The following is a 23,653-nucleotide window of genomic DNA, read 5'->3' as shown; positions in this document are numbered from 1 at the left end:
AAACCAAATGGAGCACGTTAGCTTCCCAAAATTAAGTGTAGGAAATTTACAATATTGTGTCAATCCTTTTACAAATGTTTGAACAATCATTTAATTCCCTGACCGGGAAATTTCTTCTGCGAGAGCTTTTGATTTTAATGTTGTCTGGGTAGTAATATAATAAGGATAATAGTCGTTATTTCTATTATACCATTTCTTTGTCCAAGTACTATTGACACCTCTTTCCTCTGAGGTGTATCTTAATATAAGCGATTTTTCGGTTTTGGAGGGATTTCCAATGATTACGGCATTAAAACATACATTTACGGAGATTATGAAGCGTGCTTTGGAGGAAGCCAGACAGTTTGATAAACCGGTCATTTTAAGTCAGGTCAAGTCGTTGAATGATTCAATGAACCCCCTCCATTTTTATGCGGCTGGCGAGCGGCTTTTTTTAGGCGAGCGGTTTTATTGGGCAACTCCTGGTTCACGCTTTACGATTACAGGCTTGGGAAACGAATGCACAGTAGAGAATGACTCTGCTGAAAGCGATCGTTTCGGGCGGATTGAGTCTGATTGGAAACGCTTTAAAAAAATGGTGCATTACGAAGATGGTGCAAAATCTCATATAGGTACAGGCGCTTTATTATTCGGCGGTTTTTCTTTTGATCCGCATAACCGCAGAAACGAGCGCTGGAATAACTATCCTGAGGCAAAATTCTTTTTGCCGTCGGTTATGGTGACAGTAAAAGACGGTGTTTCTTTTCTGACAATCAATCGTGTGATTAAGCCGGATGATGATCTTGAATCATGTGCCAAGCATTTTACAACGATTGCTGGTGAAGTACTGACAGGAAAGGCAAGCACCGGGGAAGAGTCCGTGAACAATTACACTCTAAAAGAAGCGGATACGGAATCATGGCTTTCAGCTGTACAAAAAGCCACAGGATTAATTAAAAGCGGTGAGCTGGATAAAGTCGTGCTTGCACGTGAAGTACAGTTAGAGTATGATCACAAAATTAATATCTATTCAACTTTAAGCAAACTGCAGACAGAGCAGCCTACAAGCTTTATCTTTTCTTTTGAAAATGGCCGGCAATCGTTCATTGGAGCAACACCTGAACGTCTGATCAAAAAGGAAAACAGCAGGCTGCTTTCAACATGTCTTGCTGGTTCCATTAAAAGAGGGAAGAGCAAGCAAGAAGATACGGAGCTTGGAACAGAGCTTCTGAATGATGAAAAAAACCTGATTGAGCACGCGATTGTTGTGAAAATGATCAAAGATTCATTTGAGGAATGCTGCAGTGAAGTAAAGGTTTCAGATCACCCGCAATTATTAAAAACGAAAAATATTCAGCATTTGTATACACCGATTGAAGGGGCAATGAAAGCAGGTTATTCTTTATTGAACTTAGTGGAGAAACTCCATCCGACACCTGCCTTGGGCGGATATCCCAAAATGGCTGCTGTAGACATGATCAGAGAAATTGAACCTATGGACCGCGGCTGGTATGCAGGTCCAGTAGGCTGGCTTGATGCTGAAAACAACGGTGAGTTTGCAGTAGCCATCCGCTCCGGCTTAATTGAGGGCGAGCAGGCAATCCTGTTTGCAGGATGCGGCATTGTTGCAGAATCGGATCCTCAAATGGAATATCAGGAAACGCTGATTAAGCTGAAGCCGATGCTCTCTGCGCTGGGAGGAGTCAACCATGAGTGCAAATAAATCTTTAACCCTTTATGCAGCAAGTTTCGTTGATGAATTAACTAAAGCGGGTGTCCGGGATGCAGTTATCAGCCCTGGTTCAAGGTCAACGCCTATGGCCATGCTGATGGCTGAGCATCCTGATATCAATATTCATGTTCTGATTGACGAACGATCAGCAGGTTTTTTTGCCCTTGGCATGGCTAAGATTCAGCAAAGACCTGTTGCATTGCTTTGTACTTCAGGAACGGCAGCAGCTAATTATTATCCGGCAGTTGTTGAGGCATTCTATTCAAGAGTGCCTTTGCTTGTTTTAACGGCAGACCGTCCGCATGAGCTTAGAGATGTGGGTGCTCCGCAGGCAATCGATCAGCTCCATCTGTTCGGCCGCTATGCAAAATGGTTTGCTGATATGGCGATTCCGGAGCATACTGCTGAGCTTCTTCATTATGGAAGAACAATGGCCGCACGTGCAGCGGGCAAAGCCATTTCTTCTCCATCCGGACCGGTTCATCTTAATTTTCCGTTCAGAGAACCTCTCGTACCTGATTTAGAATCTGAGGATTTATGGACAAGCTTGAATAGCCGTCCTAAACAGGTTCATGTAACAGCAGGTTCTTCAGTTATTGATGTTTCCGAAGTGCAGCGCTTAGCTGATCTCATGTCAGAAGAAAAAAAGGGATTGATTATATGCGGAGAGCTTCGCGATCCTGATTTCGCTCAAGCGGCGGTAAACTTATCTTCCGTTCTGAAGTACCCGATTCTTGCTGATCCTCTTTCTAATTTAAGAACAGGTTCTCATGATCAATCATCTGTCATTGAATGCTATGATGCATTCATGAAGGATGAATACATAACAGAGCAGCTAAAGCCGGAAGTCATTATCCGGTTCGGAGCAATGCCGGTTTCAAAGCCGCTGTTTTTATTCTTGAAGAAAACAGCTGACATCCGTCAAATTGTTGTGGATGGACAAGGTGGCTGGCGGGAGCCGACCTTAATGGCCGCGGAAATGATTGAATGCAGAGAAAGCTGGCTGTGCAAGGAGCTTATCAAACAGGTCAAAACGCGGGAAGACACGGATTGGCTGCAGTCATGGCAGAAAGTAAATCTCATTTCACGTGAGTTAGCAGGCTCTGCTGAAGACAAAGGCGGCGACCTGTTTGAAGGAAATGTTTTCCGTGAATTGCAGCATGCACTTCCGCAGAAGTGTCAGCTGATTGCAGGAAACAGCATGCCAATTCGTGACTTGGATAATTATTTCCTGAACACGGAAAAGGACATTGAAGTATTTGCGAACCGCGGTGCGAATGGAATAGATGGGATTGTATCGACAGCGCTTGGAATGAGTGCGGGCGCCGGCACAGATCATCCCACTTTTTTAGTCATCGGCGACTTATCTTTTTATCATGATATGAATGGTCTGCTTGCTGCGAAAATGCACAAGCTCAATCTGACTATTATTCTTGTTAATAACGATGGGGGAGGCATCTTTTCGTTTCTTCCGCAGTCAAAAGAAGAGAAGCATTTTGAAACTTTATTCGGCACGCCATCAGGTCTTGATTTTAAACATGCTGCCAATCTATATGACGCTGCCTATACATTGCCTGCAACATGGGAAGAATTCCGGGCAGCAGTGTCAGATGCTGTCATTAAAAAAGGCTTAAATATCATAGAGGTGCGCACAAATCGTCAAACCCGTGTCAGCATTCATCGTGAATTGATGAATCGTGTTTCCCAGGAAATAAGAGAGAAGATCTTAAAATGATGCTGACGATAAGAGGAGTATCCTATCATGTCGAAACATATGGAGAAGGAACACCACTAGTTCTTCTCCATGGATTTACAGGTTCAGCTGAAAACTGGCACCCCTTTCTGGCCATGTTCAGCCAATATAAAGTTATTTTAATTGATCTGCTAGGACACGGACAGACAAATTCACCTTCAGCATTTGAGCGCTGCAGCATGGAAGAATCTGTTAAGGATTTACATGCTATATTTGCAGAACTTCATCTTAAGAACTTCATTCTTGCAGGCTATTCTATGGGAGGAAGACTGGCATTAACATATGCCGTTCAGCACCCTGAAAGGATCGACAAGCTGATACTTGAAAGTGCCTCTCCGGGTTTAAAATCAGAGGCTGAGAGAATGAATAGAAGAGAAAATGACCGAAATCTCTCTCAGTTTATAAGGGAACAGGGAATGAACCACTTTATTAACTTTTGGGAGAATATACCGCTTTTTGCCTCTCAGAAAGCTCTGCCGGAGACTGTTCAAAACAATCAGCGTAGCCAAAGGCTGAAAAATGATGGGACAGGGCTTGCAAATAGTCTTTTGGGGATGGGGACAGGATCTCAGAAGCCCTTATGGGACAGCCTCGATACTCTCAAAATTCCCGTTCTGCTGCTATGCGGAGAGCGGGATGAAAAGTTCTGTGGAATCGCAAATGAGATGAAAGATTTGCTCCCGCTTTCGACATTTATTAAAATAAATGGTGCAGGCCATGCAGTTCATGTGGAACAACCGCAAATCTTTGGTAGAATAGTAAATGAGTTTATTAATTCGTAAACGTATTCATAAGGAGGCAGAACGCGAAATGACAGTAGAATGGATTGCTGAACGCAAGTACGAAGATATTTTATATGAAACGTATAATGGGATTGCTAAAATCTCGATTAATCGTCCAGAGGTACATAATGCATTCCGTCCGAAGACGGTAATGGAATTAATTGATGCTTTTGCTTATGCAAGAGATGACGCAAATGTTGGGGTCATTATATTAACTGGAACAGGCGGCAAAGCATTCTGTTCAGGCGGCGACCAAAAGGTGCGCGGACATGGCGGTTATGTTGGCGAAGACCAAATTCCGCGTTTGAATGTTCTCGATCTGCAGCGCTTAATCCGTGTGATTCCAAAACCGGTTATTGCCATGGTGGCAGGATACGCAATCGGCGGAGGCCACGTGCTTCATATTGTCTGTGATTTAACTATTGCAGCTGACAATGCTGTTTTCGGCCAGACAGGTCCAAAAGTAGGCAGCTTTGATGCCGGCTATGGTTCTGGATACCTTGCCCGTATTGTCGGACATAAAAAAGCACGCGAAATCTGGTTCCTGTGCCGTCAATATAATGCACAGGAAGCACTTGACATGGGTCTTGTCAACACGGTTGTGCCATTAGAAAAGCTTGAAGAAGAAACGGTTCAATGGTGCGAGGAGATTTTAGAAAAGAGCCCGACTGCCATTCGGTTCCTTAAAGCCGCATTTAATGCAGATACAGACGGTCTTGCTGGCATTCAGCAATTTGCAGGAGACGCAACTCTGCTGTACTATACAACGGATGAAGCTAAAGAAGGAAGAGATGCTTTCAAAGAAAAACGCAATCCTGACTTCAAGCAGTTCCCAAGATTCCCTTAAACAACATGCAGCAGCTTGATGATTTCATCAAGCTGCTTTCTTATAGTTTACAATTTATTTTATCTTTTGCATCTATGTCTGGCGCAAGCGCCTGTATCCCCGGTCAGAACGGCTCCGCCAATAAAGTCGGGACCCGGACTGCCGGACCCTTCCGGAGCAGGCCTTGGCGATTGCGCTTTTCTACTATAAAGGCGGTGATCAAACATGAATACAATGCCCAATTGGTTAAAGCAGCGTGCCTATTTAACCCCTGACCGAATTGCGATGATGACAGATGAGAGAACATTAACATTTCGTGAACTGCATGAACTGACAGAACATATGGCATTTACTTATCATCAGCATGGGATCAGAAAAGGACAGCATGCTGCAATCCTTATGAAAAACAGTATTGAAATGGCTGCTGCTATACATGCGCTTACATACATTGGAGCAACAGCCGTGCTGTTAAATACAAGATTGACTGCCTCAGAGCTTGATTGGCAATTAAGGGATTCAGAAGCAGCATTCCTCATTTGTGATGAAGCTCTTAATCAAAAATGGGAGAATCCAAGCTGGATAACAATAGATAGTGCAGAGCTTGTAACAGCAGAAACAGCTTTTGTTCAATATGAACATTCATTTGATTTAGATCAGACGGCAACTATTATGTACACATCAGGAACAACCGGTAAGCCGAAGGGTGTTCTTCAATCATTCGGCAATCATTATTGGAGCGCTGCCGGTTCCTCTTTAAACCTGGGCCTTCATCATGATGACAGGTGGCTTTGCGCCGTTCCTCTTTTTCATATCAGCGGACTGTCTATCTTAATGAGAGGTGTGATCTATGGAATGACCGTCATCCTCCATGAATCCTTTCATCCATCAAGAGCGAACCGCGAAATCATGGAGAATGGAGCAACAATCGTTTCCGTTGTGCAAACCATGCTATCTCAGATGATAGAAAACCTTGGAGAAGGTGAATATCCAGAGACTTTCAGATGCATGCTGTTAGGCGGCGGTCCGGCACCTATGCCGCTGTTGAAAGAATGTGAAAAGAAAAAAATCCCTGTCTATCAAACATACGGAATGACAGAAACCTCCTCGCAAATTGTCACGCTATCACCAGAGTACAGCCTGACAAAGCTTGGTTCAGCAGGAAAACCGCTTTTTCCCTGCGAGATTAAAATTATGAAGAACAATCAGGCTTGCCCCCCTTTTACAGAGGGAGAAATTCATGTGCATGGCCCGAATGTAACCAAAGGGTATTGGAAACGTGATGCAGACATTCATCATGGATGGCTGCAAACAGGAGATATGGGATATTTGGATGATGAAGGATTTTTATATGTTCTTGACAGACGTTCAGATCTGATCGTATCAGGCGGCGAAAATATTTATCCTGCGGAAATAGAAGCTGCTCTGCTTTCTCATCCTTTAGTCAATGAAGCCGGTGTAACCGGAATGCCTGATGCAAAATGGGGACAGGTTCCGCACGCATTCATAGCGGCAAAAGATGAAGTGAGTGAGGAAGAACTGATTTCCTATTGCTCAGCCCTGCTTGCAAAATATAAAATTCCAAAACGCATTCATTTTATTAATAAGCTGCCTAGAAATGCTTCAAATAAATTAGTGCGCAGAAAGCTCGCAGAATTTCTTGGAGGTACTCATGATTGATGTACAGGAAGTGACCCTTCATCACCTTGATATGAAACTCGTTACCCCCTTTCAATCCAGTATTGAAACAGTTTCTAAGCGTGAGAGCATTCTGATTGAAGTACGTGATCGAAGCGGACAAATTGGATGGGGAGAAGTTGTTGCATTCTCTTCACCCTGGTACACAGAAGAAACGATTGGAACATGTCATCACATGCTGAAATCATTTCTTATCCCTGAGCTGCTTGCAAAACCATTTCAAGATCCGGAAGCATTCATTGATTCTTTTTCCTATATCAGAAGAAATCAAATGGCTAAAGCAGCAATTGAAGGTGCTGTATGGGATCTTCATGCAAAGCTTAAGGAAAAGCCGCTTGCAGCCATTTTGGGCGGTACGGCAAAGCAAATTGATTCAGGTGTTGTCGTTGGCCTGGCCTCAATAGAACACATGCTTGAAACAATCGGGAAGCATGTCAGCGATGGATATAAACGAATAAAAATAAAAATTAAGCCTGGATTAGATGCTGTCCTGCTTCATGAAATCAGAAGCCATTTTCCGGATGTTCCCTTAATGGCAGATGCCAACTCTGCTTATACACTTGATGATATCAGCCTTTTAAAGCAGCTTGATGAATATAATCTCTTAATGATCGAACAGCCGCTTGCTCACGATGACATTATCGATCATGCGGTTCTTCAGTCTCAATTAAAAACACCGATTTGTCTTGATGAGAGCATTATTACGCTAAATGATGCAAAAAAAGCGATTCAGCTGGGCAGCTGCGGCGTCATTAATATTAAGCCGGGGAGAGTCGGCGGTCTTTTTGAATCGATAAAAATTCACGATTATTGCATGCAGCACAATGTTCCGGTTTGGGTAGGAGGAATGCTTGAGACAGGGGTTTCACGGGCACATAACATCGCTCTTGCATCTCTTCCGAATTTCACGATACCTGGTGATATTTCTGCATCTGCGCGATATTGGAAAGAAGATATCATTTCTCCGCCAGTTACCGTGAATAATGGGAAAATAGATGTCCCTGCAGGTCCTGGGCTCGGATTTGAAGTAAATCGGAGCAATTTAGCAAAATACTGTACTCATATCGAACGTTTTACTAAATAAAATAGATTTTTCTCTAGGAGAAAATCCGATTTTAGCTCTGCATAATTTGATTTTGCGGTTTTGTAAAATTTCGCATTCCATGTTAAAACTAAATGGAATGATGCTAGAGACATCATTTCGACAATCAGCCCTCTCTGCTTCAATCTTTGGCCAGCTATGTATGTAGCTGGCTCTTTTTAGTTTTAGGCTCTTTTCGTAAATTTCGTTGTTGATAGACTAAGAAGTAAGAACCTTAAGTGGATTGCAGCGGAAGGAACTTGACTCCTGCGGGAAATAGAGCAAAATGGGAGACCCCACAGGCAACGCCGAGGAGGCTCCCATGCTCCCCGCGGAAAGCAAGTTCCTGGAGCGGAAAGGAACGGACAACATTTATAATGTAAAACTACAATCTATGAGAAAACAGCTTAATTATATGTATAGAATTTTACGCATCTATGTGATTGCGTTCTTTTAACTCCTCGGCCAGAAAAATAATCGGACATCTGTCTGTCGGATTTAACGCGATTCCGCAATTCTTTTGTCGAGAAAGAATGATTGACAGAAAGATTAAAATGCTTTAAATTGTTGCATATAGGCAAAAAAATTATACTCATCAACAAAACATGAAACAAGCTAACTTATTAGCACATGACCTAACTTTCTTTCATAAAATGGTTTTTGCGAAGGAAAGTCTTTTTTTACTCAAAAATTTGCATCAGGGAAACATTTGTTGACGAAGGAAAGAGGAGGATCAAGAATGAAAAAGAGATTATTCATGATGATTTCAATCCTGGCCCTGTCCGTTATGATGACAGCATGCAGCCAGGGCGCAAGCGGGGATGGAAACGGAAAAATAAAGGTAACCACAACAACTGCGCAAATAGCGGATGTCACAAGAAACGTTGCCGGCGACGCTATAGAAGTGCAGTCGTTAATGGGTCCAGGAATTGATCCCCATTTATATCAGGCATCCCAGGGAGATATTCAAAAGCTGAATCAGGCAGACATTATTTTTTATAACGGTCTGCATTTAGAAGGTAAGATGGGTGAAATTTTCGAAAAAATGTCGAATGAAAAGCCTACAGTTCCAGTAGCAAGTGCCATTCCAGAAAATAAATTAATAAATGATAAAACGAACGCGAAGATACACGATCCTCATGTATGGTTTGATATCTCGTTATGGATTCATACCGTTGATATTGTCGAAGATGAACTCACTAAGCTTTCACCTGAAAATAAAGATAAATTTGCTGAAAATGCAGCTGCTTATAAGAAAAAGCTCCAGGAGATGGATCAATATGCAAAAGAGCAGGTTCAGACCATTCCTGAAGAAAGCAGAGTTCTGGTAACAGCGCATGATGCATTTACTTACTTTGGAAATGCCTATGGATTTGAAGTCATGGGGCTGCAGGGATTGAGCACAGATTCTGAATACGGTCTCCGTGATGTGCAAAATTTAGTCGATGTACTGGTAGACCGTGAGATTAAAGCGGTATTTGTGGAAAGCAGTATATCAGAGAAATCGATTAACGCTGTTGTGGAAGGTTCAAAAAAGAGGGACCATGAAGTCGTCATCGGCGGACAGCTTTATTCTGACGCCATGGGTGAAGAAGGAACAGAAGAAGGAACGTATTTAGGAATGTTTAAACACAATATCGATACAATTGTTTCATCATTGAAATAAGGCAGGTGTTTTACAATGAATCCAGTAACTGTTGAAAATTTGACAGTAGCCTATCACCGCAAACCGGTTTTGCAAGAGGTGGGGTTTGAAGTTCCGGAAGGAAAATTAATTGGAATCATCGGCCCAAATGGAGCCGGGAAGTCTACGTTAATTAAAGCCGTTTTAGGATTGATTCCAGTGGCATCGGGAGAAGTTGAAATCTATGGCGATCATTATAAAAAACAGCGTAAACGCGTCGGATACGTCCCACAGCGCGGATCAGTGGATTGGGATTTTCCGACGAATGCACTTGATGTCGTGCTGATGGGACGATACGGCCATATTGGCTGGCTCAAGCGTCCGGGGAAAAAAGATATTGAATTTGCCCGCGGTTGTCTCGAAAAAGTAGGCATGCTCGATTTCGCTGACAGACAAATCAGCCAGCTGTCTGGCGGACAGCAGCAGCGTGTGTTCTTAGCAAGAGCACTTGCACAGGATGCAGATGTGTATTTCATGGATGAACCGTTTGTGGGTGTTGATGCAGCAACTGAAAAAGCGATCATTTCCCTTTTAAATGAACTAAAGGCAAGACAGAAAACGGTATTGGTTGTTCATCATGATCTTCAGACAGTTGAAGAATATTTTGACTGGGTTCTGCTTCTGAATTTAAGAAAGATTGCATTTGGTCCAACGAGTGAAGTCTTTACGATGGATAATCTTCAAAAAACATACGGAGGCAGGCTCACATTTTTACAGGATAAAAGTGTGCTTGTGGATGAAACAAAACAGGAGTGAGTTAAGATGATGGAAGAACTATTCTATCAATTGCAAAATCAGAATACGCAGTGGGTTCTCCTTGGAACGATGCTGCTTGGGCTTGCAAGCGGGGTTCTCGGAAGTTTTGCTCTCCTGAGGAAACAAAGTCTGATAGGAGATGCAATGGCCCATGCTGCCTTGCCGGGTGTGTGTATGGCATTCCTGCTTTACGGGTCCAAATCATTAGTTTGGTTTCTTGTCGGAGCAGCCATCTCAGGGATGATTGCTGCATGGCTTATCCAATTTATCATCCAGAATTCCCGCATTAAAGAAGATTCAGCTCTAGGTCTTGTTTTGTCCGTATTCTTTGGATTTGGAATCGTTCTGCTGACTTATATTCAGCACAACAGCGGCGGAAACCAAAGCGGCTTGAGTGATTTTATTTTCGGAAAAGCAGCTTCAATGGTCGGTCAGGATGTTCAGATCATTACGCTGATTGCAGCCATCTTACTCCTGCTGACAGCTGTTTTCTTTAAAGAATTTAAGATTTTGACGTTTGACCCTCAGTTTGCAAAAGGAATTGGTCTTCCAACAACATTTCTGAATGGACTGCTCATGGTTTTAATTGTTTGTGCAGTCGTTATCGGACTTCAGACCGTAGGGGTCATTTTAATGGCAGCAATGCTTATTACACCTGCCATCTCAGCGAGATATTGGACAGATAAGCTTGGGCATATGGTAATTATCGCTGGAATCATCGGTGGGATCTCCGGGGTCGCTGGAACCTTCCTGAGCACAACAGTAAGAGGTATGGCAACTGGTCCTCTGATAATCGTTGCAGCAACCCTGCTCTTTCTAATCTCACTGATTTTTGCTCCAAAACGCGGGCTTGTCTCAAAAGCGTTAAAGCAAATCAAGCTGAGAAAAAGAACATCGGTTGAACAGCTGCTTCTGTCTTTTTATGATTTAACAGAAAGTGCAGGGGGGAAATATTCTGCTGTAACCTTCTCGTTGGACGATATTGTGAATAAAAGAAAGGCAGCCAACAGTCTTGTCACCAAATCATTAAAAGAGCTTTTGAAAAAGCGCCTGATCATGAAAGGCGAAGGGGATAGATGGAGGCTTACAGAAAATGGCCTGCAGCTTGCCTATCATCTTGCTTTAAATCAGCGCCTTTATGAAATGTACCTTATGCATGAAATGGAGCTTGCCCAGCTTCAAATTACAAGCCGTGATGATGTTGATGTGGAAATGATGTCAAGCGATATGAAGGATCGGTTAATGAACCTGTTAAAAGATCATCACAGAGAGCCGATGCTGCTTCCTAAGACGAAGAATAGCCTAAGCAGGAAGGAGTGGCTGTATCAATGAGCTATGATGCATGGATTTTACTTACAGGTTCTCTGGTTGGCATTACATGTGCGATGATTGGCTGTTTCCTGATCTTAAGAAAAATGGCTATGCTTGCAGATGCGATTAGTCATTCTGTCTTGCTTGGCATCGTAGGAGCCTATTTTGTCAGCAGAAGCTTAGATGGGATTTCAATGTTTATCGGTGCCGCTGTTGTCGGATTGCTTACAGCGTTTCTAGTGCAAATATTAAATGCTAAAGGTGTCCAGTCAGATGCTGCAATCGGGGTTGTGTTTACATCTCTTTTTGCCATAGGGGTTATCTTGCTTTCGTTATTTGGAGGTAACATCCATCTTGATGTCAATCACGCGCTGATGGGAGAAATCACATTTGTGCCGTGGGATACGATCACCGTAGCCGGTGCTGACCTGGGGCCAAAAGCAGTATGGATGCTTGGTTCCGTCTTCATCGTTAATCTATTGCTGATCGTTCTTTTTTACAAAGAATTTAAGATTTCTTCGTTTGACCCTCAGATGGCAGTTGCGATTGGGATACCAGTGCTTCTCATTCATTACCTGCAAATGGGGATGCTTTCGATTACAACGGTTGCATCATTTGACAGTGTTGGTGCGATTTTGGTTGTAGCCATGCTTATTGTTCCTGCATCAGCTGCCTACCTGCTGACGGATAAACTGCTTCATATGCTGATCATCAGTTCTATCATCGGAATTTTATCAGCGGTTACCGGCTATTATGCAGCAACATGGCTGAATGTCTCAATTGCAGGGGCAATGGCTACTGCTGCAGGGCTGATCTTTTTCCTGACATTTATCTTTTCACCCTCACACGGGCTGTTATCAAAGCTTCTTTCAAGAAGAAAATTTGCATCGACCGAAGTTAGTAAATAAAATGGTATGAAATGTGAATAAAAATGATTCTCATTATCAATAATAAAGAAAAAGGACAGCGAAAAGCTGTCCTTTCTTTTACAGATCATGTGGTTTAAAGGTTTTGCAATCTGTTTCCTCGCTGCGGGAAGCAGTATCTCCTCTATGGCTGACTACATAGATGGCATCAGCTGTACACTGATTGCCATTGCCCCAATACTCACAGTTATTGACTTCACACTTAACTTCTCTTGGCATTCATCAAAACCTCCTTATTTAGGGTTCAACAATTAGTTTTACATGATAGGGAGTTTTTCATACGCAGGATTTAAAAAACAAGGTGCGGCTGCACCTTATTTTTTATGATTCATTTTGCTTCAGATACCGTTTGTCCTTCATAAATAAGCGCCAGAAGTAAAAGAACCCTGGAAAGAGAATTAAAAATCCAACAATGTAAGTAATAAACACAGCATGGAAGGTGTTGGGATGGGTAAAGCCATCCTGGATTGAGACATCAGGATAAAGCATATAAGGGAGGTGTGCCCGCCCGTATGCATAGCTTGCAAGAAAATATTGAATGGTTACAGCTACAACCGCGATTCTAGGTCTGCCAAGCGTTCTTTTGTCTTTTTGCGACGGCAAAAACAGAGCACCCCCTGCAATCATAAACATCGCAACAGATCCAATCAGGAAAGGCAAATACTTCATCATGTTCATATAGAGCCAGTTTGCCTCAGTGCGAAGGGTCAGCATAATCAAAAACCCCATTACAAGGGATAACGGACCTAAGATCAGGGCATCACGCCGATATACTTTATAGGCTTCCGGTTCATTGGCCACATTTGAGTAATCAGAAAGCAGCAGCGATGACAGGAAGAGCGTGCTGGTAATCGCGAACCCGCTGAAGGCGTAGGCATTTGGACTTGTAAACAATTTGTCCAGCTGAAGCTGATGTGAACCGTTTACTACCTCAATAAACCCGCCATGAGTAATGGGCAGCACCAGCAATAAAATAGCGGGTATAATGAAACCGGAAATCCCGGAAACATAAGTAAGTGCTTTTTCATACCCTTTAGAGTAATGGGAGAATACAAGGAATCCGCTTCGAATCGCCAGAAGCAATAGGATGATGCTTCCTGGAATCAGCAAGACGGTCCCGAGTATAAACGTAGCGCCGGGGAAAAAGCTGAAAAGCGCTACGACAATGGCAACAATAAATACATTCGTTACCTCCCAAGTAGGGGATAAATAACGATTGGCAATATTGGTTGCGTTCGTCTTTTCTCTGTTAATGTAGATCATGGACCAAAAGCCTGCTCCGAAATCCATTGTCGCCATGACAGCATAGATAAAAACAAATCCCCACACAACTGTAATGGCGAGCAGTGCATCTGTTGTAATCATCCAAGTAACGCCTCCATTTCTTTAATAAACACTGACGCCATCACCATCACCTGCTGACTTATCAAGTTCTTTTTCAACTGGGTTTCGTTTGAAATAATAGACCAGAACAAGAATGACAGCGAGTCCTAATATCGCATAAACAAGTGTGAAAAGAATAAAAAGGGTTCCAATCTGACCGGAGGCTGTCACAACATCTTCTGTTTTCAGCAAACGATAAATAACCCAAGGCTGTCTTCCCGTGCAGGCAAAAATCCAGCCAAACTCAATCGCAAGCATGGAAAGAATACCTGAAGGAACAAATATCACGAGCATCCATTTTGGGAAGTGCGGACGCTTCAATATTTTGTACCAGAAGAATCCGAGAAGAGACAAGAAGATCAGCAGACTGCCGATTCCAACCATTGCATTAAACAGCGTATGTACAAACAGCGGGGGCCAATATTCCTCAGGGAAATCATTCAAGCCAATAACCTCCGTTTTAAAGCTGTTGTCAGCTAAAAAACTCAGAGCCCACGGAATTTCTATGCCCCATTTAACCTCCTGTGTTTCCCGGTCCGTAAAGCCTCCAATTGCAAGGGGGGCATACGTCTGAGTTTCAAATAAACCCTCAGCAGCTGCCAGCTTCTCAGGCTGATATTCATGGAGCATTTGCGCTGATTCGTGCCCATTCAAAGCTGTAATAAATGAGAAAATCCCCCCTACAACAAGACCCATCATTAATGCTTTGCAGTGAAAGCGGTAAAGGCGTTCATTTTTCATATTTCTCAGCATCTTATAAGCTGATATAGAAGCAATAACAAATGCACCAGTCATAAACGCTGAAACCACAACATGTCCAGCTGTAACGATAAAGCTTGGATTGAAAAAAGCAGCCCACGGGTCAACATCAACAATTTCCCCATTTTCAATTCGGAAGCCGGCTGGAGTACCTTCGAATGCATGAACATTTGTAATTAAGATGGCGGAGGCCGCAGCCCCGAGCAGGACAAGCGAAACACTGACAATTCTCATCCGGGGAGAAATTCTGTCAGCTGCGTAAACGTAAATTGACATAAACAAAGCTTCCACAAAGAAAGCATAGATTTCTATTTGAAACGGCAGCGCCATTACACGTCCGATAACCTCCATAAAACCCGGCCATAACAAAGCAAGCTGCACACCTGCGATTGTTCCTGTAGGAATCGCAACTCCTAGGAGCACCGCCTGACCTTTTGTCCATCTTTTCGCCATGACCGCATAATCATGATCCTTTGTTTTTTGAAACAGCAATTCTGCAATCAGAATCATGAGAGGAAGACCTACACCAAGTGATGCAAAGATAATATGAAAGCCCATTGTCGTTCCAAACAAGGATCTGGCTAATACGAGATCATCCATCTTATTTCCGCCTTTCTTTCCCAAGGTTGTAACAATCTTCCCTTATTGTTTTCTTTTTTTTAGGAAATATGCGGTAAAAATGGAACGGATTTTATAAAACATCAAATTCTAAGTAAATCACTAACATTGACAAACAGGGATAAACCCTGTAATATATAAAACGTAATAATTACGATTAAGGGAGTGCTTTTACAATGAAACAAGGAATCCATCCGGATTATCATAAAGTTGTTTATATGGATACAAACAGCGGGTTTAAATTCTTGAGCGGATCAACCATGAAATCAAATGAGACAACTGAATGGGAAGATGGCCGCACATATCCTCTTATTAAAATAGAGGTAAGTTCAGATACACATCCATTCTACACAGGACGTCAAAAATTCGCAGATCGCGATGGACGTGCAGAGCGCTTCAAGAAAAAATACAATATGTAATCTGTCAAAGGCGCCTGGGAACAAATTGTTTCCGGGCATCTTTTTTAATGATGAAACTTGATATTCATACATATAGAGGAGACTTGAACATGAAACGAATACCTGTGTATACCATAAGCGGTTTTCTTGGAAGCGGGAAAACGACTGTATTAGGAAAGATGGTCAATGAGTTTAAAAAGAGAGGAATACAAGTCGGAATTATCTTAAATGAACTAGGCGATGAAAATGTTGAAAAGCATTTATTTGAGGATCAAACCGTTCATGAACTTTTAAATGGATGCATTTGCTGTACGATTCAGGATGACCTCAAAACTACACTCAAAGGCTTATTAGAAGGTGAAGGAGCTGATGTTCTTTTAATTGAGGGGACGGGAGTGGCCAATCCGTTAGAAATTAAAGATATCCTGCTGTCTCCTGAACTGATTGAGGAATTTGAGCTTATGTCAATGATCGGAATAGTCGACACAAGCCACTATCTCGATTATCAAAGTATGTTTGCAAGCTCCAAGGAAATCCGCTCGCTATTAAAAGAACAAATCATTTCATCTGATTTTATTATCCTAAATAAAATAGATATGGTTAATGAAAAAGAACAAGTAAAAGTCAGACAAAAAATTGAAAAAGTGATCTCTCAAGGTGTTGAGATACGTGCAGCTTCATACGCTGATGTTCCTTTTGAAAAACTTGCTGAACAAAGGCAAAGCCTTGTAACCCTGACAGAGACTGAAGGGCATCATCACCACCATCATTCGATTGGAACTCTAAAAATAGCTGAACCTCCAGCGGTTCGCCTGAAAAAGCTTGAAACATGGCTGAAAGGAATAAATGGACTGATTCGTGCGAAAGGCTATTTGTATATAGAGGGAGAAAGTGAGGCGAGGGAGATGCAGTTTGCTTCAAAAAAAGCCGTTCTTTCCGATTCTAAAGTCGATACAGAGAAAACAGTTTTGATTTTAATCGGACAGAATTTGAATGCAGAAGAAATCAAAACGACATTTCATCACTTATTTCAGTGAAAATATAAAATCCCGGCCAGTTCAAAAGGCCGGGATTTCTCTTATTTCGATAATGCCGTTTTCAGCGTTTCCAAATTTCGTTCCATTAAACTGAAGTAGTCCTCATTGTTTTTTGCATCTTCTTCAGAGATTGACTCCAGATTAGACAGGGTCAGGCTCTCCGCTCCAATTTCTGTCTTGACGATATCTGCAATTTTGCTGTTTACGTTGTTTTCAAAAAGAATATAGTTCATGTTGTGTTCTTTTGCAGTCTCAATAATGGACTGCAGCTGCTTTTGCGATGGCTCCTGGGTCGGCGATAATCCGAGGACACTGATTTGCTGTATGCCGTAGCGCTCTTCCCAATAGCCGTAAGCGGCATGAGACACCAGAATTTCTTTTTTGTCTGCAGCATCAATTGTTTCTTTATAATCTGCATCCAATTTTTCAAGATTTGATTTGAGGGTTTCAAAATTCTTTTCAAATTCATGCTTAGATTCTGGCTGAAGCTCTATTAAACCATTTTTGATCGTTTCAGCCATTTGAATGGAGAGGGCAGGATCCAGCCAAATATGGGGATCTTTATCTCCATGATCGTGGGCATGAGCGTCTTCATCAGCGTGCTCATCATGGTTTTCCTCATCGGAATGTTCAGCATGATCTTCCTCTTCTTCATGCTCCTCATGAATTTCTCCATCGTGGGAAGCTTCAGCAAGCTCAATGCCTTCACCGGCTTTAATGATTTTCACATCTTCTGATTTTAAGGTTGCCGTTGCTTTTTCGGCGAAGCCTTCAAGGCCAACGCCTGAATAAATAAATGCGTCTCCCTCTGCCATCGCAACCATGTCTTTCGTTGAAGGTTCAAATGTATGTGCATCTGTATTTGCAGGATAGATGCTTTCCACATCAACGGCATCGCCGCCAATTTTCTTTGTAAAGTCCTGAACAGGGAAGATTGTTGTATAAACCTTCAGCTTGTCTTCACCATTATCCGCTGTATTTTGATCATTATCTGCGCATCCTGCAAGCGCTGTTCCAAACATTAGCGCAAGTGCCATTATTAGTCCTGTTTTTTTCATCATATACTCCTTATATATCTGGTAATTAGTTAATTTCAATATATCCTTTCACATTATATCGTAATACTTACGATTTGAGAACCGGAAATGCTCAGATGAAAAAAGAAAAACCATTCTCACAATTATGAAAAAGAAGGAAGCGGATCATGCATGGAGGACCAGTCTGATTTCATTTCTTCATCTGTTAGAAGACAATCGTCAAGGGATGCTTCGACTTCCGAGCGATTAAGATCAATTCCAATGAAAACAAGTTCTGTCATACGGTCTCCAAACGCTTCGTCCCAGCGCTCAAGCAGCTCCGGTTCTTCTTTTAGCGTTTGAATCCGTTCCTCTTCTGAATAGGCTGCAACCCAAACGCCTGCTCCCTGGATCATAATGGATGTACCTGCCTGTGACAGGAGGCCTGTTGTGTCATTTCTCGATGCGAGCCAGAAAAAGCCTTTTGCCCTTACCACATCATTTGGCCAATTTTCGAGCCAATTCATCAAACGCCCCGGATGAAATGGCTTTCGCCTTCTATAAACAAAGGAGGATATTCCGTATTCTTCCGTCTCAGGTATGTGTTCTTCGTTTAGTTCTTTGATCCAGCCAGCAGACTGGCTCGCTTTTTCAAAATTAAACCTGTTTGTATCCATGACTGCTGCCAGAGGAACATGGCTGAAGGATGACGTTAAAATGTATGCATCCGGATTTAATTTTCTCAAGACACCATATAATTCATTCACAACTTCGTCATCCAGTAAATCTGTTTTGTTTAAAAGAAGAACATCTGCGAATTCAATTTGGTCAATTAGCAGGTCGATGACCTCCCGTGTATCGCTCTCATCTGTGCCCTGCTTTCTGTCAAGAAGGCTTTCACCTGAAGAAAAATCTTCCCAGAAACGGTTTCCGTCCACAACGGTTACCATTGTATCTAAACGGCAGAATGCAGAGAGGTCAATGCCGACTTCTTCATCAAAATAGGTGAACGTCTGAGCTACAGGAACAGGTTCACTGATACCCGATGATTCAATAACGATATAGTCAATGTTACCTTCCTTCACGAGGCGCTCTACCTCTATCATCAGGTCTTCGCGCAGTGTACAGCAAATGCAGCCGTTTTGCATCTCTACCAGTTTTTCTTCTGTCCGGCTGACAGTATTTTTAATTAGATTGCCGTCAATGTTGATCTTGCTCATGTCATTGACGATCACAGCGATCCGTTTGTTTTCTTTGTTCTCAAGAATATGCTTTAAAAGTGTCGTTTTTCCGGCTCCAAGATATCCGCTTAAAACCGTAACGGGAATGTGCTTGCTCATGATTATCCTCCAAATAATATAAATAGTAATTATTACGATTTACATCATATAGCAAAACGCGCCAAAAAAACAAGTGTTATGATATAGTAAATAAAAAGCTGCTAATTACATGCAGCCCAACTATACCACTTTTTAAGGAGAATAGCAGATGAGATTATTAGAAGAAATTATTGAACATAACTCCCAGTTTGTAGAAAAACGAGACTATGAAAAATATCAGACAACTAAATTTCCTGACAAAAAGATGGTCATTCTAACTTGTATGGATACAAGACTTGTCGAGCTTCTTCCACAAGCAATGAACGTCAAAAACGGTGATGTCAAAATTGTAAAAAGCGCAGGTGCGATTGTTGCCCATCCATTTGGAAGCATCATGAGAAGTATCCTTGTAGCCGTAATGGAGCTCGGAGCAGATGAAGTGTGCGTTGTCGGACATCATGACTGCGGCATGAGCAGCCTGAACCCGGATTCATTTCTTGATAAGGCAAAAAAACGGGGAATTTCCCAAGATAAAATAGATACGCTTCATTATTCAGGAATTCAACTGGAAGATTGGCTAAAAGGGTTTGATAAAGTCGAAGACAGTGTTAAACACAGTGTAGACGTCATCCGCAATCATCCATTGCTTCCAGCTGATGTTCCTGTACACGGACTTGTAATCGATCCGTCCACTGGAAAGCTTGACTTAATAGAAGACGGCTATCAGTCCTGATCCTTTTTTTCCGGAACTGGATCAAAGCCGCCCGGGTGAAAAGGTTGGCACTTTAGGATTCTCTTTACGGTCAGATAACCACCTTTTAAAGCTCCGAACCGTTTGACTGACTCAAGTCCGTAATGGGAGCAGGTCGGGTAAAAGCGGCAGGACGGGGGCTTAAGCGGCGATAGGAATTTCTGGTAAAAACGGATTAGTGCAATAAACAGCTGTTTCATTTTTAGTCACCTCTTTGTATGCCTTAAGTATACTGCAAGAGGGAAAAAGTTAAAATTGGAAACACTTATTCAGACAAATGTGATGAATTTTATCGGAATTAATTGTATGATAATAAAAGATGATTAAAAAGGAGTGGGAATTATGCCATCAGTTGAAAGCTTTGACCTTGATCATAATGCAGTCGTTGCCCCGTATGTCAGACATTGCGGTGTTCATAAAGTAGGGACAGACGGACTTGTTAATAAATTTGATATTCGCTTCTGCCAGCCGAATAAGCAGGCGATGAAGCCGGATGTGATTCATACTTTAGAGCATTTGCTTGCATTTAACATCCGCACACACTCAGAAAAATACGATCACTTTGATATTATCGATATTTCGCCAATGGGCTGCCAGACTGGTTATTACTTAGTAGTCAGCGGTGAACCAACGGTGGAAGAAATTATTGATCTTTTAGATGATACGCTGAAAGATGCCATTGAAATTACTGAAATTCCTGCAGCTAACGAAAAGCAATGCGGTCAGGCTAAGCTTCATGATTTAGAAGGTGCTAAGCGCCTTATGCGTTTCTGGCTTGATCAGGATAAAAAAGAATTGGCAAAAGTATTTGGCTGATTTACCTTTGGAAGCACTGCATTTAGCGCAGTGCTTCTTTTTATTGTGATCGTGAAAGTAAACTTATAAAGAATTTGTTGCGAATCGATATCCACTTCGTTATACTGTTTTCATTGCTTATACAGATGTCCGTACAGCAAATACATACGGGCTTAGGAGGATTCAGGATGATAGGAAGACTATTGATTTCATGTGAGGACCGCCCGGGAATTGTCGCCGCGGTATCAAGGTTTCTGGCAGATGAGGGAGCAAATATTATCCATTCGGATCAGCACTCAACCGATCCGGTCGGCGGGCTTTTTTTTATGAGGATTGAATTTCAGCTTCATGGCATTGAAGATCATATAAATGAACTCAGAACCAGATTTGACCAAACAGCAGCATCTTTTCAAATGAAATGGCGCATGTCATGTGCCAGCGAGAAAAAGAAAATAGCCATTTTTGTTTCTAAAGAAGATCACTGTCTGCAGGATCTTCTTCAGCGTTTCCGGCTTGGAGAGCTGTCTGTGGACATCTCAATGGTCGTCAGCAATCATGATGACATGAGAGAAATTGTGAAGCCATACGGCATACCGTATCATCATGTTCTGGCAACAAAGGATACAAGGGAGGAAGCAGCTGAACGCCATCTTTCATTACTTGAAGAAGCCAATGTGGATACAGTTGTGCTTGCGCGTTATATGCAAATCATACCCCCTGTCATGATTGAGCAATATAAAAACCAAATCATCAATATTCATCATTCGTTTCTTCCGGCATTCGTCGGCGGTAAACCGTACAATCAGGCATATGACCGCGGTGTAAAAATCATTGGTGCTACAGCGCACTATGTTACAGAAGAGCTTGATCAAGGCCCGATTATCGAACAGGATGTTGAGCGGGTGAATCACCGCAATCAAATTAAGGACTTAAAAAGAATTGGAAGAGATGTCGAGAAGCTTGTTCTATCAAGAGCAGTAGGCTGGCACTTAGATGATAAGGTCCTTGTTTATGAAAACAAGACTGTTGTGTTTCCATAAGATATGCAAAAAAGCCGCTATTAGCGGCTTTTTCACATGATATCGAGTGGTCTATTTTTTTACACTCTGCTTTGAATCGATTTTCTCGTACACTTTATCAAGCAAAATTTTATCATTCAAGATGGTTTGTTTATTTTCTTCAACCAGCTCTTTAAATGATTTCTTTTTAATTCTCATCAGGTTATCTCCTTCCGCTGCATTCTTTCGCTGAATTCCTTTTCAAGCTCGGTTTCGCAAAGCTCATAAAGCTGGCCTTCTGCGGTTCTATATATCCCCATATCAAGCAGCTGTTCAATTAGTTCGTTTTTTCTTGAATCAGCAGCTCCATGTATTGTTGGTTTCATTTAGAAAAACTCACCTCGATATAAATGATTACGATAATCATTCTCAACTAAAGTATACTTGCTAACGATCATTCATGCAAATATTTTCTGAATTTTCACAGGCCGAAAATGTATCCCATTATATATATCACCAAATGAAGAAAACAAAACCAGAAAATTTGTTTTTTGAGGAAAGATGGTTTAATATACAAATAGTAATAATTACGATTTAATTCGTTTAGTGAAAGGAAGAGGAAATTGGCAAGGAAAGCAAAAGTTATGAAAGAATTAAAACGTCAGGAAATGGTTGAAAAATATAGAGAACTAAGACTTCATCTGAAAGCGGAAGGAGATTTAGAGGCCTTAAGAAACCTGCCGCGTGATTCCTCGCCGGCACGCTTGAAGAATCGCTGTGCAATCACCGGAAGACCAAGAGGATACATGCGGAAGTTTAACCTTTCAAGAATTGCATTTAGAGAATATGCCCACAAAGGACAGCTGCCAGGAGTGAAGAAAGCAAGCTGGTAGAGATGAAAAAGCGGGGGATGTTGGCGTCCCCCGCTTTTTTTAAAGTATCAGAAATTATATGTTTTGCGCTTCTCTGTCTAGCTCCACCGCTCAGGCTCCTCGGCCAGAACAAAATCACCCAAAAAGGCGGGACCGGGACTTTTCGGGTGATTTCTTATCTGTCATGCCTGCGCTAAACGGGCGGTTGCGCTTTTCTTATTTTCGGTACGAAAGTTCTGCAACAGCATCATGAAGATGAATGGATTCTTCATTTCGGCATTCGACATGAAAAGCTGCCACAAAATCCAGCTCGTAAAGGTCTGCTGCGACTAACCGCACCATATCTTCGACAAAACGCGGATTTTCATAGGCTGTTTCGGTTACCATTTTTTCATCAGGACGCTTTAGGACGGGGTGAATCATGGCACTTGCGTTTGTTTCTGCCGCAGCAAGCAGTGCTTCTTTCCAGTCCTGCTCCTCACGGAAGTCTTCTGTAAATTCAACATCCATTGTGATAAATCCCCGCTGATTATGCGCGCTGTATTCACTGATTTCTTTTGAGCACGGACAAAGAGTTGTGACTGCACACGTAAGCTTTGCACTGGAAGTGAACCCTTTATCTTCTTCATACTTAATTTTTAAGCCTGCCGTTGCATGGTTTAAGCCTGCAAGCTCAGAGCTTGGTCCTTTTCTCTCATAGAACCATGGGAAGGTGACTTCAATTTCGGCATCCTTTTGTTTAAGACGCTCTGCAAGCTCTTTAGTAAAATCATAAAGCTCGTTTAATGAAAGTGTGAATCCTCCATTTAAGCGGTACTTTTCAAGCTGTTCTGTAAAGCGGCTCATGTTTGTGCCTTTCGCTTCATAAGAAATGGATGATGTCATTTTAAAAGAAGCAACAGTCATCTGCTCCATTGGACTTAATGAAGATAGGATATGCACAGGGTATTTCACGTTGCTGATTCCAACTGCATTTATATGAAAAAGAAAATCTTTTTTAGAATTTTGCAGATCAGGCATTTTGTCTTTTTCGGTTGGTTTTGTTTTTAAACCTGGTTCAACAGAGCCGAAAAGTCTATGTCTCTCTTTTTTCGGCGGTAATGTAATCTCTCTAATCATGGATGATCTCCTCTCAAGTGCCTCAATAATAGAGAGTATACTGTACAAATATAGATAACGGCA

The 23,653-nt window shown here is 42.0% G+C and carries 25 protein-coding genes; 16 read left to right on the top strand and 9 right to left on the bottom strand.

From position 1 onward, the window contains the following. Positions 1-277: 277 nt before the first annotated feature. The 10 genes from AC3ISE_RS17770 (at position 278) to AC3ISE_RS17725 (ending at position 12,507) form a co-directional block, all read left to right on the top strand. Complete coding sequence (locus tag AC3ISE_RS17770) at positions 278-1,702, top strand: isochorismate synthase (RefSeq protein ID WP_489221997.1); 1,425 nt, start codon at positions 278-280, stop codon at positions 1,700-1,702. After that, positions 1,689-3,446, top strand: a complete 1,758-nt coding sequence (gene menD, locus AC3ISE_RS17765) for a 2-succinyl-5-enolpyruvyl-6-hydroxy-3-cyclohexene-1-carboxylic-acid synthase (protein WP_489221996.1) — start codon at positions 1,689-1,691, stop codon at positions 3,444-3,446. Before AC3ISE_RS17770 ends, menD begins: the two co-directional genes overlap by 14 nt. Then, complete coding sequence (gene menH, locus AC3ISE_RS17760; RefSeq protein ID WP_489221995.1) at positions 3,443-4,246, top strand: 2-succinyl-6-hydroxy-2,4-cyclohexadiene-1-carboxylate synthase; 804 nt, start codon at positions 3,443-3,445, stop codon at positions 4,244-4,246. Before menD ends, menH begins: the two co-directional genes overlap by 4 nt. A gap of 28 nt (positions 4,247-4,274) precedes the next feature. Further along, the gene (menB, locus tag AC3ISE_RS17755) at positions 4,275-5,093 is read left to right on the top strand and encodes a 1,4-dihydroxy-2-naphthoyl-CoA synthase (RefSeq protein ID WP_070878739.1); all 819 of its coding nucleotides are present in this window, start codon (positions 4,275-4,277) and stop codon (positions 5,091-5,093) included. A 204-nt stretch (positions 5,094-5,297) separates the two neighbouring features. Next, positions 5,298-6,749, top strand: a complete 1,452-nt coding sequence (locus AC3ISE_RS17750; RefSeq protein WP_489221994.1) for an o-succinylbenzoate--CoA ligase — start codon at positions 5,298-5,300, stop codon at positions 6,747-6,749. Continuing rightward, positions 6,742-7,851, top strand: coding sequence for an o-succinylbenzoate synthase (gene menC / locus AC3ISE_RS17745; protein WP_489221993.1), 1,110 nt, complete (start codon positions 6,742-6,744; stop codon positions 7,849-7,851). The genes AC3ISE_RS17750 and menC overlap by 8 nt, the downstream gene beginning before the upstream one ends. Before the next feature lie 736 nt (positions 7,852-8,587). After that, on the top strand, positions 8,588-9,514 hold the full coding sequence (locus AC3ISE_RS17740) for a metal ABC transporter solute-binding protein, Zn/Mn family (protein WP_489221992.1): 927 nt from the start codon (positions 8,588-8,590) through the stop codon (positions 9,512-9,514). Between the two features lie 15 nt (positions 9,515-9,529). Further along, positions 9,530-10,288 carry a metal ABC transporter ATP-binding protein gene (locus tag AC3ISE_RS17735; RefSeq protein WP_070878743.1) on the top strand — a complete coding sequence of 253 codons (759 nt, stop codon included), beginning with the start codon at positions 9,530-9,532 and terminating at the stop codon, positions 10,286-10,288. A 6-nt stretch (positions 10,289-10,294) separates the two neighbouring features. Further along, complete coding sequence (locus AC3ISE_RS17730) at positions 10,295-11,620, top strand: metal ABC transporter permease (RefSeq protein WP_489221991.1); 1,326 nt, start codon at positions 10,295-10,297, stop codon at positions 11,618-11,620. Then, positions 11,617-12,507: a metal ABC transporter permease gene (locus AC3ISE_RS17725; protein ID WP_489221990.1), complete on the top strand. Its 891-nt coding sequence runs from the start codon at positions 11,617-11,619 to the stop codon at positions 12,505-12,507. The genes AC3ISE_RS17730 and AC3ISE_RS17725 overlap by 4 nt, the downstream gene beginning before the upstream one ends. A 78-nt stretch (positions 12,508-12,585) precedes the next feature. Here the strand turns inward: AC3ISE_RS17725 and AC3ISE_RS17720 are convergent, their stop codons facing one another. From AC3ISE_RS17720 to AC3ISE_RS17710, 3 genes are all read right to left on the bottom strand, one after another. Next, positions 12,586-12,744 (bottom strand): DUF1540 domain-containing protein, encoded by a 159-nt coding sequence (locus AC3ISE_RS17720; protein WP_081414206.1) that lies wholly within the window; start codon positions 12,742-12,744, stop codon positions 12,586-12,588. A gap of 102 nt (positions 12,745-12,846) precedes the next feature. Next, positions 12,847-13,890 (bottom strand): cytochrome d ubiquinol oxidase subunit II, encoded by a 1,044-nt coding sequence (locus tag AC3ISE_RS17715; protein WP_133313419.1) that lies wholly within the window; start codon positions 13,888-13,890, stop codon positions 12,847-12,849. A 21-nt stretch (positions 13,891-13,911) separates the two neighbouring features. Further along, positions 13,912-15,267 carry a cytochrome ubiquinol oxidase subunit I gene (locus tag AC3ISE_RS17710; RefSeq protein WP_489221989.1) on the bottom strand — a complete coding sequence of 452 codons (1,356 nt, stop codon included), beginning with the start codon at positions 15,265-15,267 and terminating at the stop codon, positions 13,912-13,914. Between the two features lie 194 nt (positions 15,268-15,461). Here AC3ISE_RS17710 and AC3ISE_RS17705 point away from each other — a divergent pair, with 194 nt between their 5' ends. Further along, a complete protein-coding gene (locus tag AC3ISE_RS17705) occupies positions 15,462-15,704 on the top strand; it encodes a type B 50S ribosomal protein L31 (protein ID WP_070878749.1) in 243 nt (80 codons plus the stop codon). 89 nt (positions 15,705-15,793) lie between these two features. Beyond that, positions 15,794-16,720, top strand: coding sequence for a CobW family GTP-binding protein (locus AC3ISE_RS17700; protein WP_489221988.1), 927 nt, complete (start codon positions 15,794-15,796; stop codon positions 16,718-16,720). Between the two features lie 41 nt (positions 16,721-16,761). On the opposite strand, the gene AC3ISE_RS17695 is transcribed toward AC3ISE_RS17700, so the two are convergent. Further along, positions 16,762-17,778, bottom strand: a complete 1,017-nt coding sequence (locus AC3ISE_RS17695; protein ID WP_489224373.1) for a metal ABC transporter substrate-binding protein — start codon at positions 17,776-17,778, stop codon at positions 16,762-16,764. Between the two features lie 122 nt (positions 17,779-17,900). Beyond that, positions 17,901-19,076 (bottom strand): GTP-binding protein, encoded by a 1,176-nt coding sequence (locus tag AC3ISE_RS17690; RefSeq protein ID WP_489221987.1) that lies wholly within the window; start codon positions 19,074-19,076, stop codon positions 17,901-17,903. Positions 19,077-19,224: 148 nt separating this feature from the next. Between AC3ISE_RS17690 and AC3ISE_RS17685 the strand changes: the two genes are divergently transcribed. Continuing rightward, positions 19,225-19,788 (top strand): beta-class carbonic anhydrase, encoded by a 564-nt coding sequence (locus AC3ISE_RS17685; protein WP_489221986.1) that lies wholly within the window; start codon positions 19,225-19,227, stop codon positions 19,786-19,788. Here AC3ISE_RS17685 and yidD read toward each other — a convergent pair. Further along, positions 19,779-20,006 carry a membrane protein insertion efficiency factor YidD gene (gene yidD / locus AC3ISE_RS17680; protein WP_489221985.1) on the bottom strand — a complete coding sequence of 76 codons (228 nt, stop codon included), beginning with the start codon at positions 20,004-20,006 and terminating at the stop codon, positions 19,779-19,781. The two genes, AC3ISE_RS17685 and yidD, sit on opposite strands and share 10 nt — an antisense overlap. 142 nt (positions 20,007-20,148) lie before the next feature. Here yidD and AC3ISE_RS17675 point away from each other — a divergent pair, with 142 nt between their 5' ends. Both AC3ISE_RS17675 and purU read left to right on the top strand, forming a co-directional pair. Next, positions 20,149-20,622 carry an S-ribosylhomocysteine lyase gene (locus AC3ISE_RS17675; protein WP_489221984.1) on the top strand — a complete coding sequence of 158 codons (474 nt, stop codon included), beginning with the start codon at positions 20,149-20,151 and terminating at the stop codon, positions 20,620-20,622. Positions 20,623-20,789: 167 nt separating this feature from the next. Next, positions 20,790-21,641, top strand: coding sequence for a formyltetrahydrofolate deformylase (gene purU, locus AC3ISE_RS17670; RefSeq protein ID WP_489221983.1), 852 nt, complete (start codon positions 20,790-20,792; stop codon positions 21,639-21,641). Positions 21,642-21,692: 51 nt separating this feature from the next. On the opposite strand, the gene AC3ISE_RS17665 is transcribed toward purU, so the two are convergent. Together AC3ISE_RS17665 and AC3ISE_RS17660 are read right to left on the bottom strand one after the other, a co-directional pair. After that, positions 21,693-21,818: an FbpB family small basic protein gene (locus AC3ISE_RS17665; RefSeq protein ID WP_083328337.1), complete on the bottom strand. Its 126-nt coding sequence runs from the start codon at positions 21,816-21,818 to the stop codon at positions 21,693-21,695. Further along, positions 21,818-21,985, bottom strand: coding sequence for a Fur-regulated basic protein FbpA (locus AC3ISE_RS17660; protein WP_489221982.1), 168 nt, complete (start codon positions 21,983-21,985; stop codon positions 21,818-21,820). The genes AC3ISE_RS17665 and AC3ISE_RS17660 overlap by 1 nt, the downstream gene beginning before the upstream one ends. Before the next feature lie 237 nt (positions 21,986-22,222). Here AC3ISE_RS17660 and rpsN point away from each other — a divergent pair, with 237 nt between their 5' ends. Beyond that, on the top strand, positions 22,223-22,492 hold the full coding sequence (gene rpsN / locus AC3ISE_RS17655; protein WP_191555810.1) for a 30S ribosomal protein S14: 270 nt from the start codon (positions 22,223-22,225) through the stop codon (positions 22,490-22,492). 195 nt (positions 22,493-22,687) lie between these two features. On the opposite strand, the gene folE2 is transcribed toward rpsN, so the two are convergent. Continuing rightward, complete coding sequence (folE2, locus tag AC3ISE_RS17650) at positions 22,688-23,590, bottom strand: GTP cyclohydrolase FolE2 (RefSeq protein ID WP_489221981.1); 903 nt, start codon at positions 23,588-23,590, stop codon at positions 22,688-22,690. Between the last annotated feature and the right edge of the window lie 63 nt (positions 23,591-23,653).

The sequence above is a fragment of the Metabacillus sp. KH_069 genome (assembly GCF_057838075.1).
This window is presented reverse-complemented; position numbering and strand designations above follow the sequence as displayed.